Source organism: Verrucomicrobium sp. BvORR106 (genome assembly GCF_000739655.1).
Taxonomy (GTDB): domain Bacteria; phylum Verrucomicrobiota; class Verrucomicrobiia; order Verrucomicrobiales; family Verrucomicrobiaceae; genus Verrucomicrobium.
Genome location: NZ_BATR01000018.1, coordinates 33014 through 47610, shown reverse-complemented (window position 1 = coordinate 47610; position 14597 = coordinate 33014). Strand labels below are relative to the sequence as shown.

At 61.6% G+C, this 14597-nt stretch carries 7 protein-coding genes; 4 read left to right on the top strand and 3 right to left on the bottom strand.

Annotated elements, in window-relative coordinates:
- Positions 1–244: 244 nt before the first annotated feature.
- Positions 245–1378 (bottom strand): aminotransferase class V-fold PLP-dependent enzyme, encoded by a 1134-nt coding sequence (locus tag BV106_RS03225; RefSeq protein ID WP_038160408.1) that lies wholly within the window; start codon positions 1376–1378, stop codon positions 245–247.
- Between the two features lie 6 nt (positions 1379–1384).
- Entirely contained in the window at positions 1385–2632 is a 1248-nt protein-coding gene (locus BV106_RS03220; protein ID WP_038160404.1) for an MFS transporter, read from the bottom strand.
- 234 nt (positions 2633–2866) lie between these two features.
- Here BV106_RS03220 and BV106_RS03215 point away from each other — a divergent pair, with 234 nt between their 5' ends.
- From BV106_RS03215 to BV106_RS03200, 4 genes are all read left to right on the top strand, one after another.
- Positions 2867–7435 carry a hypothetical protein gene (locus tag BV106_RS03215; protein ID WP_038160402.1) on the top strand — a complete coding sequence of 1523 codons (4569 nt, stop codon included), beginning with the start codon at positions 2867–2869 and terminating at the stop codon, positions 7433–7435.
- Positions 7436–7536: 101 nt separating this feature from the next.
- Positions 7537–8817: a Gfo/Idh/MocA family oxidoreductase gene (locus BV106_RS03210; RefSeq protein ID WP_038160481.1), complete on the top strand. Its 1281-nt coding sequence runs from the start codon at positions 7537–7539 to the stop codon at positions 8815–8817.
- The gene (locus BV106_RS03205; protein WP_038160399.1) at positions 8805–9938 is read left to right on the top strand and encodes a GDSL-type esterase/lipase family protein; all 1134 of its coding nucleotides are present in this window, start codon (positions 8805–8807) and stop codon (positions 9936–9938) included. Before BV106_RS03210 ends, BV106_RS03205 begins: the two co-directional genes overlap by 13 nt.
- Before the next feature lie 60 nt (positions 9939–9998).
- Positions 9999–12428, top strand: coding sequence for a nucleoside hydrolase-like domain-containing protein (locus BV106_RS03200; RefSeq protein WP_038160396.1), 2430 nt, complete (start codon positions 9999–10001; stop codon positions 12426–12428).
- A gap of 225 nt (positions 12429–12653) precedes the next feature.
- Here BV106_RS03200 and BV106_RS38065 read toward each other — a convergent pair whose 3' ends face one another.
- Positions 12654–14327: an SMP-30/gluconolactonase/LRE family protein gene (locus tag BV106_RS38065; RefSeq protein WP_265595291.1), complete on the bottom strand. Its 1674-nt coding sequence runs from the start codon at positions 14325–14327 to the stop codon at positions 12654–12656.
- Between the last annotated feature and the right edge of the window lie 270 nt (positions 14328–14597).

Here is a 14597-nt window from a genome sequence, read left to right as displayed (position 1 = left end):
AGCGATCCGCCATCCCTCCGGGACGGGAGGTGTTGTTGGTGCATGTTCCGGTGGTTCCCGGCCTGATGACAGGCCTTCACCACCGGCTACTTTCCGCCGTCCCTCCGGGACGAGCTTCGGAGGGGGCAGTGAAAGGGCGATCATGTAGTTCCGTGTGCAAGACATGCTCCCACTTCAGCAACCCACGCCCCAACCTGTCCCCCTCAATTCTTTGGTCTTCTGTCTTCCAGTCTTTTGTCTCTCTTCACACCTTGCGCAAGATGGTCTCAAGCACGCGCAACAGGTTCCCCACATCTTCCTGGGTGTTGTACCCATGCACGGCGATCCGGATGCGCCCGGCCTGGTGCATGATATGGATGTGCTCATGCTCCAGGGCGGCGTGCAAGATGCTGCAGTCGGGGTGTTTGAAGGCGACGATACCAGAGGGATTGTCTGCTCGCCAGGGGCAGAGGGGTTGCAGGCCCCGTTCCTTCAGGCCAGCCTCCACCTCGGCAGTGAGCGGATCAGCATGGGCGACGATGTTCTCGATGCCCACGTCTTCCAGATAGCGGAGGGAGGCGTTCAGCGCATACAGGGAGACAAAGTTGGGCATGCCCACGGAGAAGCTCGCCGCGCCTGTCTTGGTATCGGCGCGTTCGAAGCGGTCGGCGTCGAATGCGTTGCGCAGGTGATACCATCCTCCGGCATGGGTGGTGAGCCGGTCGGCATTGCGCTGGGGGATGCCGATGATGCCGCCGCCATGGATGCCCAGAGTCCACTTGTGGGTGCTGGAAATAACAATATCCGCATCCACGCAATCCAGCATGACGCGGCCGAGGGCCTGGGTGACATCCACCGAGATCAGGGCCTGCGGGGCGAGGTTGCGCACGGCATCGCAGAAGGGACGCCAGGCCAGCCGGTGGCCGTTGTAGAAGCTCACCAGCGACACCTGGACGAGGCGCGTGCGTTCGTTGAGCAGGGGCACAAGATCCTCCACCTGCAACTCGCCATCTTTTGATTTCCAGAGTCGGGATTGCGGTGCCGCGATGGCGGTCAGCCACGGGGTGGCGCCGGCCGGGAAGTCCAGATCCGTGACCACCACTTCGTCGTTGGCGCTCAAGTTCAGAGCGGAGGCCAGGAGATTGTACGCCTCGGAACTGCACGAGCAGAAGGACACCTCGGAAGGTTCCAGCCCGATCATGCGCGCGGCGACTTCGCGACAGGCTTCCACCTGGGCGAAGTGGGCATCGCGCCCCTTCATGCCGCGCTCCTTGTCCCGCCAGTAAGTCTGGATGGCCTCGCCCACGCAAAGGGGCGGGATGCTCTCAGCGGCGGTGTTGAGGTAGGTGATGCCCTCCAGGGCGGGGAAATCACGACGACGGGTCGAATCGGTGAGCATGAGCGTTTACTTGGAAGTGGCGGGAGCTTTTCGCCAGAGAAATATCAAGGCCAGTACGCCCAGCCAGGGGGCCAGACCGGCGAGCACGAGGCCCGCATCATAGCTGCCGGTGCGGTCCACCACCATGCCGAAGAAGCGGTGCATGGGGGAGGTGACGGCCCAGACCCACATGCTGAGGATGCCTGTGAGACGACCAACGTGATCGGCAGACAGTTCCTGAACAAAGCTGTAGTAGCAGGGGAAGAGCGCCAGGGCTCCGGCACCGATGAGCAACAGCACCCCCAGCAACAGCCAGCCCTGACCCAGCCAGGGGATGAAGACGCTCAGCGAGGTGAGCAGGCAGGCTCCGAAGTACACCTTCCGCCGGGCGCCATGAGGATCCGCCAACCCACGCCGGACCAACCACAGGGAGAGCAGCCCGGCGAGGAAACAACCCACGTCGGTGGCGATGAAGTACGCGGAGTTGAAGTTGAGCGATGCTTCCTCGCTGTAACCGCGGCCGGTCTGCAGGAACTTCATGAGCCACACGCGGTAGATGTGCCAGACGGTCTGGGCACCGAGGATGAGGATGGCCACCGACCAGAAGGGGCCGCTGCGGAGCACGGTCCAGATGCTGGTGGCAGGCTTGGCGGAGGACTGGAGGGAAGCGGTGGATGGGGACACCTCTAGATCCCGTGGACGCAGCATGAGGAACCAGAGGGCGATCCAGGCAAAACCCACTGCACCCACGACGATGAAGGTGGTGCGCCAGGAGCCGGGTTGGTCCGTGAGCAGCAGCTTCATCACCTGCGGCGTGATCACCGCGCCGATGGAGGCCCCGCTCTGCAGGATGCTGTTCCCCATGGTGCGGTCTTTCTCATTGAGCACGGCGAAGGTGGTCTTCAGTGCACACGGCCAGTGCCCGGCCTCGAAGAATCCCAGCAGGGCCCGGCAGACGAGCAGGCTCTCATGGCCATTCACCCAGCCACTGGCCATGCCCATGAAAGACCATCCGCCCAAGACCATGGGGTAGAGCCAGTAGATGCGAAGCCGGTCCGCCAGGAAGCCAAAGACCAGGGAGCCGATGGCGAAGCCCCAGCCGAACACCACCTCCAGATCCCCATACTGGCCCTCGCTGAGGCCCATCTCCCTCGTGACCCGCACGGAGGCGACCGCTAGGGTGACGCGGTCCATGTAGTTGATGGTGGTGGCGAGCAGCAGCAGGCCGGTGATCCACCAGCGCCAGGAGGAGGAACGGGATGACAGTGAAGGCATGAGAGCGTCTTGAGGGGGGAGTCGGGGTGAAGAGAAGAAGGCGCGCCAAGCATATCGGCGGCCCCGGGGATCATGTTTCTCCGGCCCGGTCAGCCCGTCACAATACTATCAGGATTGCTGATTATCGTGGGGCGGCCTTTGGAATTGGCTGGTGAATTTTTTGCCATCCAGATAGTGTGATGAAGTCAATTGCCGCCGGGCTCGCACAAGGGCCGGTGGGTCGGTCTCCTTCGCATGAAAACGCTCCGTAGGATTGGTTTACTGGTGACGTCATGGGTTCTGCTGCACGCCGCAGGATTCTCCACCGCGAGTGGACAGGTGATCATTGTGAACAATCCACCGCCTGTACCCATGGGGGACTTCGATGGGATTCAGGCCAAGTTCAGGGCAAAGCAAATCCAAGAAGGTGCCCGGAAGGGCGCGGACGACCTCTGGGCGCTCACGGACTACCTGCTGCAACATGGCAATGCCCACATCATGTTGCGCATGTCAAAGACTCCCACCTCCTATCTCGCGCTTGCCCGCTGGCGGGACTTGGCGGGAGACACTGGCAGCGGGGAATCGATTCGGGTGGAGTTGGGGAAGCGACATGGCTCGGACAAGACACCCGCCACACAGATCAGGCTGGCCCTGGCTCGCGCGGTGATGGGCGATGAGAACTCCGCCGCGCCGGTGTTTCGGGAGTGGTTGAAGGATCACCCTACCGACTATCTGGTCACGCTGCAGCTTGTGGAAGTGCTCATGAAGCAGGAGCATGGGTTGATGGAGGCGAAGGAGTGTCTCAGCGGCATGCCTGGGGAAATCTGGAGGGAAGCGGTGCCAGACTGGGTGCAGGCCCTGTCCATCTACGGTGATCTGGAGGCTGCGACAGGGCTGGCGCGGCTCGCGGCGGCGTGGCTGAAAAGTGACCCTCCGCATTTGAGCATGTCCTGGACGATCCCTGTCCTGGACGACATGGTGAAGCAGCGGTGGGAACAGAGCCGTGGCTATCCCAGTCTGTTGAAGCTGCCCGATGGACGCCCCGCATCTGAGGTGGAGCCCGGTCACGAGCCTCTACCGGAACTCAGCCTGGCCCGGGAACTTGCGTATGAAGAATTGCGCGAAGCCATGCGCGATTGTCCGGTCACGGCGTCACATGTCATCCCGATCTATGCGCGGGAAAGCTATCTGGCCGGACGGGACACGATGATCTGGGCGCAGGAGGCGTTGGTTGCGCTGAAGACCCTGCGAAATCAGCCTGAGTTCGCGGAAAGCAGATTCTATCTGCTGATGGATGGTCCCTGGGAGGACTATGGCAGCGGCAACTACCAGTGCCCGAATGCGGGAGAACTGATCATCCACTCCGCCTTCAAGCTCGGAAGGAAAGAATGGTTTGAGCGTGAAGCCCTGCCGGTGCTCAAGCCCCTGTACAGCAGCTATGGGCCGTTGCTGGAGGCGCGGAGCAATCTCTATTTCTGCGAGCGCGGTGAATTCATCTCCTGCGCCACGACTTACCACGAGCTGCGCACGCGCAACACTTCGCCCCGACAGGAGCTGACATTGCAACATCTTCAGCCCATCCTTGAGGTGGTGCGTCAGCGGGGATTCGGTGCGGAGGAGGATCAGTTGGTCAAGGCAGCCTTGCACTGGGAGATGGGGCGTGACAGGAACTTCGAAACGAGTCGGCTCGAAGAGCACGCATTGAAACTGGAGGCAAAGCGGGGACGGGATGCGGTGAAAACGTTCATGAATGATCTGGTGGCTGCTGCTGCGGCCCACCGGGAAAGTTTGGATCCGGCCAAGGAGGTGTTGGACCGGCTGGCCGGTCATGAAGAGCTCTACTTCCCCCTGCTGGAAGCCTGCTATGAACAAGGACACGGCGGCAAACCGGCAGTTGACGCCGCGATCGAGAGAATCCGGAGCAATCCAGATGTCCGTGCGAATCCGGCGGGGTTGCTCGCGAGATCATCTTTCCTGAAACCTGCCGCGGATTTGCAGCCTTTTCTGAAACGCGATCAGAGCATCAGTGTGCTGGCTTATCTGGGAATCCTGATCAGAGACAGCCCCCGTGCGAAGGAGGTCACCAAGGAGCTGGTCGACCGCTTGGGCAATAGCTCGCCGTTTGGTCTGCGTCTGTTGCTGGCCTCGATCGATCAGGCTTATGCGGACCCTGTAAAGTACCTGTATCCCGCAGCGGAAGAGTTTGCGGCGTTGCCGGTGGAAAAGCGGCGTGCGCTGTGGCCTGCGATGAGCCGGGCTTTTCCGCTGCTTGAAAAGGACGGGCAGGGGCCGCGACCAGCCATCTTCGACGAGTTGAAGGCCGAGCGGCGGGCCGCATTTGTCAAAACTCTTGAAGAGGCTCCCGACTTGCAAAGTCTGCCCATGAGTCGGGAGGCATTTGAGCGCCAGCTCATGCGGGTGCTGCGTGAACTGGCCCCCTCGGAGCCTGAGCGGGCGCAGCGCCTTTTCGTCAAAGGGGTGGCGCTGGCGACGGCGTACCAGCAAGACCACGGGTGGTGGCACTCTACGGGGGATGGCTGGACGCTGCCGTGTGCCATGCTGGAAGAGCTGGCTTCGATTTCTCGCAATGATGCCAGATCGCTTGGGGGGAATGAATTTCGTGCTCTGGTGCTGGATCTCGCCACCCCCAAAGAGCAGCGTACCTATTTCCTGAAATCGGAGCCCTACAGCTTGCGCTGGCATCGTGGACTGGAGATGGCGTTTCTAGATGCCGGTGGGGCTGGAGATGTGAGAAAGGGGCTGCGTGGCATGGTCCAGATGCTGAAGCATCCGCATGCGTCTGCTACTGCGATGGTGGCGGCGCCCGCCTTCCGGGAGCTGTTTGTGCGCTCCTTTGCCCCGTGGCAAATCTCCGCGATGAAGCAGGAGGCGAAAGCGCTTGCCCAGGAGGATGCAGCATTGAGACCAGTGTGTGAGATGCTGCTCACGGAGGCGGTGCTGGCGGAACTGGACCACTATCAGCCCTGGGGGGCCGCGCCCGATGATCGTCGCATGGCGGAGATTCGCGGTGCGTGGGCACAGGCAGCACACTGGCTGGACGCTGAGGAGATCAACCCCATGCTGCGCCTGAGTTATGCGTGCCACCGGGCCCGGTCGGATGGGCGTTTCCTGAATCCCGGAGCAGTGCTGGGCGGAATGAAATTGCTGAACCAGGCTCTCCAGCAGGAGTGGCCGGTCAGTGGCAACAGTCTGGCCCCGCTGGTGCACGCTTTCCTGCGTCTGCCTCGCAATGAAGCATGGCAGGCGGTGGAGGTGACATTCCGGGCTGCGTGGCTGGAGCGATTGAAGCTGGATCGCAAAAGGGATTCCTCCCGGGACGGCGGGTTCTGGCCGCAGGAAATGATGCTCTCGGCATCGGTGGCGGTGTTCGCCGCCGCCAAGGACACAGCGGGTCTCAAGCGGATCTGGGAACTGGAGGGCAACTCCCGCCAGCACCCTGGGACCTTCGGGCAGGAGTTGGCCAGAGCGGGGCTGTTTGAAGAGGCTCTGCACTATGTCCGCCCTGCGGTGAACCAGGAAGACATGCCCTACAGTGCGGCATGGCCCCTGGATGAGACGGACGCGGAGACGATGCGCAAGATCGATGATCTCACCTCGGTAAGTGAAGCAGACCGCTTCGCATTGAAGTGCATGCTCGTCCGTCTTCGCAATCCGGTTTTTGGCGTTGGCCGGGCGGTGCCGGTGCCACTCTGGAATGAGAGGTCCGGCAGGCTGGCGCGTGATTTCATCAACCTCAAGGACGCGGATCGCGGGTGGCTGCGGCATTGCCTGTGGTCGGCGGATGCTGTGCAGGCCCTGGCTGCGTGGATGCAAGTCCAGAAGCAGCCCGACGAATGGGCGACGGGGCTGTGGGAGGGACGCGCCTCGTGGCAAGGGCCCGCGTTGGATCGCATGTACGCCCCGATCTGCCTTGCCCTCAACGCCGCTCTGGAAGGGGATGCCACCCCATGGGACCGGACGATGGAGGACCTTCGGAATGCCTGGGGCAAGGATGAATCCCGCGGTGCCAAGGTCTATCGCGAGGCGGGGCAGGCGGCCTGCTGGACCTCCATGAACCATGTGCTGGGCAAGGACCCCGGGGAGATCCGGCGGGTGCAACCGGTGCTGCGGGGTTATGTGAAATCACTGCCTTATCCCACCGGCAGCGGCATTGAAGGATGCTGCCTCACGCTGCAACTGGCGCTCTCGGCCCTCCTTGATGAGTCAGATGAGGTGATGAACGCGGTGTGGTCGGCCATGCCGGCGCGGAAACAGGAAACTTTCCAGGGCATGGATCTGAGCCTGGCCTGGCCCAATGCCCTGGCCGCAAGCTCGACGGCCAAGGGGCCTTCTGATGAAAAACGCCCGCTGGAAGTGCGGTTGCGCATCGTCACCAAGCTGGCCGCTCATCCCGCGTTGAGAGGCCATCTGAGACGCACGCCCAACGCCCTTCGCCAACTGATCAGCGTGGGGGTGCTGACACCTGAGGAAGTGCGCACCCATGCCGGGGAACTGGCGGCCTGTGCCCCGTGCGCCAGTTGGTTGAGGGAGCTCGCCAGCGTGCTGGACGAGACTGGGGCAGCGGAAACGGCCGTGGCGATACTGAAGGAGGGGGCAAGCAATTGTCCCGCCGCAGATGACCCTTGGGTGGCGCTCACGTTGGGGGCGTATGCTGCGGAACGAGGTCAGTGGAACGCGGCCCTGGAGCTTGCCAACCAGGTCGTGCCTGCAGCTCCAGACCTGACCGCAGAGGACTTGGACAACCGCCGCATCGAGGCGGGTCGGCAGGCGCTCATGGATCGGATTCGAAACAGTAGCAGGTAACATTTTCACCAGTATCCATCCCGAAAGGTGCATGAATCGGCGCAGGCGTGGCGCGTTTGGTTTTTACAGGGCAAATGCCCTCATTCATCGCTTCCGACGCCATGTCCTCCCTACGCTCGCCCTCCCGTCGTCACTTCTTGAAGTCATCGTTCCCTTTGATCTTGTCCTCCGCAGTACTGGGCAGGGCGGGTGCCGTGGGGCCCAACAGCAAGATCGGCCTGGCGTGTATCGGCACGGGTGGTCAGGGCATGGCCAATCTGCGTTCCTTCCTCACGGATGAGCGGGTGCAGGTGGTGGCGGCCTGTGATGTGGATGTGGCGCATCGGGAGGCGGCAGCCAAGCTGGCAAAACTGAGCGCAGGCGATCTCTACAACGACTACCGGGACGTGCTCAAGCTCTCCAAGGTGGATGCGGTGATGAATGCCACGCCGGATCACTGGCACGCGGGCGTGGCCATCGCGGCGGCCAAGGCGGGCAAGGATCTTTTCTCTGAGAAGCCGTTGGGTGCGAGCATCGCGGAGGGGCGCGCGATTTGTGATGCGGTGACGGAGCACAAGCGGGTGTTGCAATGCGGTACCTGGCGTCGCTCCGGGCTGAAGCCGCGCATGGCCTGTGAACTGGTGCGCAACGGTTATATCGGCGAACTCAAGGAGATCGAGGTGGGGGTGCCGGGCAAGTTCGCCATCCGGGGTGGTTTCACCGGTATGGAGGTCTCCCAGGCGGTCCCAGCAGGTTTCGACTACACGCTGTGGCAGGGGCCCTTGCCAGAGCGACCTTACACCTCGGCGCGCTGCCACTTCAACTTCCGGTGGATCAATGACTATGCGCCCGGCTACATCACGGACTGGGGTGCGCACTTCCTGGATGTGGCCCAATGGGGCGCGGGCATGGATGACACCACCCCTGTCGAGGTGGAGGCGCGGAACGTGAAGCGCCGTGCCCAGGGGCTCTATGATGCCCCGGAGGAATACGAGATCGTGTACCGCTATGCCAACGGGCTGAAGGTGCGGATGGTGAGCACGACGGATGCAGCCATGTACGGGGTGAAGTTTGTCGGCACCCAGGGTTGGATCTTCTCGGAGAATGAGACGCTCAAGGCCAGCTCTATCGACATCCTGCGCACGAAGCTGAAGGACTCTGATGTGCGGCTCTTTGAGTCGAAGAATCACCATCGTAATTTCATCGACGCCATGCTCTCGCGCGGCCAGACTGCCGCGCCAGCCCCCATCGCCCAGCGCACGGCCACGGTGTGCTACATGGGCAGCATCGCGGCTGCCCTGCAGAGATCGCTCAAGTTTGATCCAGCTGCGGAGAAGTTTGAAGGCGATGCAGAAGCCAATGCCCTGCTGGCCAAACCAGTTCGGGAGGGATGGACGGCGTGAGGAAGCGTGGTTTCATCGGCTCCCTGGTCAGCCTGGTGGTGGTGTTGCAGACGTTGTCCGCAGCAGAGTCGCTCCAGCTCACACTGCCACCGGTGTGGTACGGCACCCCGGGCGTGCCGGTGAGCCTTTATTATGACAACGTGGTGCTTACGGAGCATCCGGAAGCGTTGCGGTTCGAGGTGAAATGTGACCTGGGTCAGTCCGAGGCGCGCCGGTGGACAGTGACGCCGGAGGACAAGGACGTGGGCGAGCATGCGATGGAGGTGGTGGTGAGGGATGCTGCGGGCAAGGAACTGGAGCGGGGCCAGACGCGGCTTCGCGTGGCTCCACGTGACGCAGGGAAGGGTCGGGATTTGAAGATGCTGATCGTGGGCGACAGCCTCACCGCCGCCACCGCCTATCCGAATGAGATCGCCAGATTGCTGTCTCTGCCGGAGAATCCGGGCTGGAAGATGTACGGGCAACACCGACCGGCGTCGGCCCAGCCCGGCGTGGCCCATGAGGGCTATGGTGGCTGGACGTGGGCGGCGTTTCTCACCCGCTACGAGCCCAAGGAGGAACGCACGCCTGATGGCAAAGGCTGGAAGAAGCGGAGCAGCCCCTTTGTGTATCTCGATGGCCAGGGCAAGCCTGCTCTGGATGTGGCCCGCTATCTGAAGGAGCAGGGAGGCGAGGAGAAGCCGGATGTGGTGACCTTTCTGCTTGGCATCAATGATTGCTTCAGTGCCAAGCCGGAGAATCCGGACGCGACCATCGACACCATGTTCACCAACGCAGAGAAGCTCGTCGCGGCCTTTCGGGCGGCCTCACCCCGCACGGTGATTGCCATCGGGTTGACCACTGCGCCCAATTCTCGCGAGGGGGCATTCCTGGCCAACTACAAAGGCAAGTACCCGCGCTGGGGATGGAAACGCATCCAGCACCGGCTGGTGCAGCGGCAGTTGGCCCAGTTTGGCGGTCGGGAGAAGGACGGGATCTACGTCGTGTCCACGGAGCTAAATGTTGATCCCGTGGAGGGGTATCCGGCGGACAATGCGGTGCATCCCAATGCCGTGGGTTACGCCCAGATCGGCAGCAGCTTCTACGGCTGGCTCAAGCACTGGCTGTCTGGGGCTCAGTGATCGGCGAGGCAGACTGCGGATCTGGCTTTCAGCAACCTGAGGGGTGTGTATCATCGCGGGATGGCGCTCCCTCTGGCTCTTCGGTTGCTCTGCATTCAAGCCCTTCCCATGGCGTTGATGGGGCTCGGGGAGCCTGTGCAAGCGCAGGCACTGGATCTGCGTCCCCGGCTCATCGTTGAGACGGATGCCGGGGGAGATCCGGATGATGAACAGTCGCTGGTGCGGCTCCTGATGTACGCGAACGAGTTCGAGATCGAAGGCATCATTGCGAACCGCAAGGAGGCCCGGGAAGGGGAGAACAAGAACCCGGTGCGGGATGGTCTGGGGATTGTGCATGCGATGGTGCGCGCTTATGGCGAGAGTCATCCCCATCTCGTGGTGCATGATCCGCGTTTTCCTTCAGCGGAAGCACTGCTCAAGACCTGCGTGTCCGGCTATCAAGACACAGACGACGGAGTGAATTTGATCATCGCGGCCGTGGACAAGGATGACCGGAGGCCAGTGTGGTTCTCCAACTGGGGAACGGATCGGGGCAGTGCGGAGAGCTGTCTGAAGCGGGCGCTGGAGAAGGTGCTGAAGGAACGGGGACAAGAGGGGTATGCCAGGTTCAAGAACAAGCTGCGCCTGAGCTCAGCCGACCGGTTTGCGGAACATACCGCCACGTTGAAACCGGCCTTCCGCCGGTGGATCGATGCCAGCCAGCCTGAGCAGGAGGGGAAGAGATGGTATCATCAATTCTCCCGCATCATGGCCCGGGCCGGCGGCTTCGACATCCAGCGCGATGTCATCCAGAATCACGGTCCGCTGGGACGGCTTTACCCAACCAACACCAGCCTGCCGCAAAAGGAGGGGGACACCTCCCTGTTCCTGTACCTGGTGCCCAATGGGCTTTCCGATCCCAATGAGCCCGGCTGGGGTGGCTGGGGCGGGCGGTTGGGGCAGAACCCGAACCACCCGGACAAAGCGTACTTCTGGGCCAATGTGAAGGACACGTGGCAGGGCACGACCCATCGCGATCAGACTCTGGTCCGATGGGCGGCTGATCTGCAGAATGACTTCAAGGCCCGCATGGACTGGTGTGTGGCGGATGTTTATAACAAGGCCAACCATGCCCCCATCCCGGTCCTGAATGGGAACGAGGGCAAAGGCGTGATGCATCTGGTGGTGCGTGAAGGGGACAAGGTGGAGCTGAGCGCCACGGGCACCCGGGATCCCGATGGGCAACCCCTCCACATGGAATGGATGGTCTATCCTGAAGCCGGAACGTATCGCGGCGAGGTGGCGCTGTCAGTGACGGAAGGCGGGCAGACAAGTTTCAGCGCACCCAAGCCCGATCAGAGTGGGGCTTGCACGATCCATGTGGTGCTCAGAGTGCAGGATCAGGGGACGCCTCCCTTGTGTGCTTATCGTCGGGCAGTGATCGCGGTGGAGATTCCGCCTGCTCCTGCGGCCGGCGTGTTTCCGGGCAGTGAATGGGAGAGGGCGACGCCGGAGTCGCAGGGATTGCATGGGGAGCGGCTGACGGAGGCGGTGCGCTATCTGGAGAATTCCCTGGGCCAGGATGGGGTGCGGGAACTGGTCATCATCCGGCATGGGAAGATGGTCTGGAAAGGTGATGACATCGACAAGGTGCACGGCACGTGGTCGCTCACGAAGAGCTTCACCAGCACGGTGATGGGACTGCTGGTGGACGATGGCAAATGCACACCTGACACCCGTGTGGCTGAGGTGTTGCCGGAGATGGCCGCGCTCTATCCGGAGCTCACGCTGCGCCACCTTACCACCATGACCTCGGGCTATCGTGCGCAGGGGGATGAGACGACGGGCAGCTACAAGCACGGTCCGAGCAAGACACCGTTCATTCCGGGAGAGCCCCTCTTTCGCCCACCCGGCAGCCAGTTCGCCTACTGGGATTCGGCCATGAATCAGTTCGGCCATGTGCTCACCCGCATTGCCGGAGAGCCCATGGCGGAGGTTTTCAAGCGGCGCATTGCTGATCCCATCGGCATGCGTCCGGATCGCTGGAAGTGGGGGAACCTGGGACAAGAAGGCGGCATTCTGGTCAACTGCGGTTCAGGAAACCGCGGGCAGTCGGTGCAGATCAGCGCCGGTGATCTGGCCCGCTTTGGCTGGTTGATGCGGAACGCCGGGCGCTGGGGCGACCAGCAGTTGCTGAGCGAACGGTGGGTGAATGAGGCAACCAAGGTGCAGGTGCCAGTGGCATTGCCATGGGGGCATCCCGAAGGCAGTGCCGATGGACGGGGTTGCTACGGCTACAACTGGTGGGTCAATGGCGTGCAGGCGGACGGTTCTTTGAAGTTCCCCCATGCCTCGGTGGGCGTTTATTGTGCCGCCGGACACAACAACAACCGGTGTTTTGTCATCCCTCAATGGGACATGGTGATCGTCCGGTTGGGCCTGGATGGGGATTCGTCCGACATGGTGTGGAGTGATTTCCTAGGTCGCGTGGCCGAGGCGGTGGAGAGGTGATTTTGGAGGCGGCAGGTTCCGGCGCATAGCCATGGAGGTGATGATGGCGAATGGGTTGAGAGCAGATGTCCCCGGCCTTCACACCTGATCCTCATCTCCATCCTACCCAACGTTGACTCGCTTGAAGCTCGTCCAACGTTGGGCTGTGCTAAATATCCCTTTCAGGGATAGAGCTCCAAGCTTCTGATCGAGAAGTGATTGCATCGAACTCAGTTCCCCATCTTGTTAATCCTGTCTCTGGATGCGCGCCCACTCCAACCCCGGCTGGTCCACGCGGAACTGCACCACACGTCTCTGATCCGCATCGGTCACATACACGGTGCAGCCATCCGGACCACCGAAGCACAGGTTGGTGGGGCTTTTTCCCAGGACATCAATCTCCTGCAGCACTTCGCCCTGCGGGCTTAGCTTGACCACGGTGCCTTTGCCGTGGCGGGTGATGTAGAGATTCCCTGCCACATCGCAACGCATGCCGTCGAAGCCGTGGTCGGGGAATTCCTTGAGCAGGCGTTTCTCACTCAGGGTGCCGTCCGCTTGAATTGGGAAGGCCCAGACCTTGCGCTGCACGCTTTCGTTCACATACAGTGTTCTGCCATCGGGGCTGACGTCCAGGCCGTTGGTGGTGCCCATGTCACTGGCGACCTTGGAAACTTTGCCCTCGCGGCTGATGCGCCAGAGCTGTCCGGTGCCATCTTTCCAGGCGGGATCGCTGGCATAGAAGTCTCCTTCAGCGGTGATGGCGATATCGTTGGGCTGGTTCATGCCCGGTTCATTGGCCAAGACGGAGACGGCCTTGCTGGTGAGATCCACTTTGAGAACGTTGTGCTTCGTGTAGTCCGCGACAAAGAAGCTTTTCCCATCCCGGCTGAAGCGGATGCCGTTGCCGATGCTCCCTTCTGGTAGTTTCACGAAGACCTCGGCCTTGCCGTCCGGGCTCACTTTCCCAATCGTGCCCTGCTCCTGAAAGTTCACGGCATACAGGTTGCCCTGATGGTCGCAGGCCGGACCTTCGATGCCGTCGGTGAATCCGTTGATTTCAGTGAACGGCGTGGCTTTGAAGAGGCCACCGGTGGCGGTGGTGGCCACCGTTTGTTTCCTCTCCCGCATCAGCTTGGCCAGGTACTTGGCCGTTTCATCTGCGATCACCTGATAGCCCGCCTGGTTGGGGTGACGGTCGCCATACCATCCCGGCAAGTCGCCCAAGTGGGCATCAAGCTGGTTGTCCATCACCACCACGGATTTGCCATTGATGAAGGGCTTCACCAGTTCCTGAAACTTCTCCGGCACCTTCTCGATCGGGTAACGCCGGTAGTTCAGCATGTTGGGACCTTTCTTGAGCTCCTCGGCATAGCGCGGGTAGATGTCGAAGAGCGGCAATCCCTCAGCCTCGGACACCTTCTTGTTCAATTCATTGATCTGGGCCACCCGCCCTTCTTCCCCATAAGGGATCACCGTCATGACAATGATCACGGCTTCGGGATGATCCCGCTTCAGGCGCAGGATCAGCTCATGGTAGTCCTTCGCGAAGTTTTCCGCGAACCCCTGGCGTTTGGCCTGGTCGTTGATGCCATAGCGGATGAAGATGTAGTCCGCGCCGGGGATCTTGGCGATCTCCTTGTCGTAGCGGCCGGAGTCGAGCAGCCTCTGGACGTACTCGCCACTGAGGCCCAGGTTGATCACATTCACGGGTTCTAGGTCTTTCTCCGCGGCCAGCAGGATGCGGATCACGTCCTCAAAATGGGGACCCTGGGGGCGGAGCATCTTGGGGATCTTTGCTTCCGTGGTGCTGTCACCCACCAGCAGGATCTGGCGTTTGCCTTCGTGAAGGGCATGGGCCGGTGAAAGGCAGGAGAAGAGCAGCAGACCGACGGTGAGAGGGAGGCGGAGCAGGGGTTTCATGGCGAAGAAACGGCGCAACATGAAACCATGGGTCACTGTCAGCGTCGCCGCAGGCAATGCCGGGATGTGGTGAATATGTGACCAAAAACTTCGAGACTCTGAGCGCTAATGGCCCATAGAATTTATATTAAACATATTTCTTGCATTCGATTCGCGCTGAACTAATACATTCCCCTATAGAGAAATAGTTGATTTCGCTAAAAACGTGAGCCCGCGCCGCAGAGAGATGACTCCTCTCGCCTTCGTCGGTGGCCCACCCTTCATCGTCCT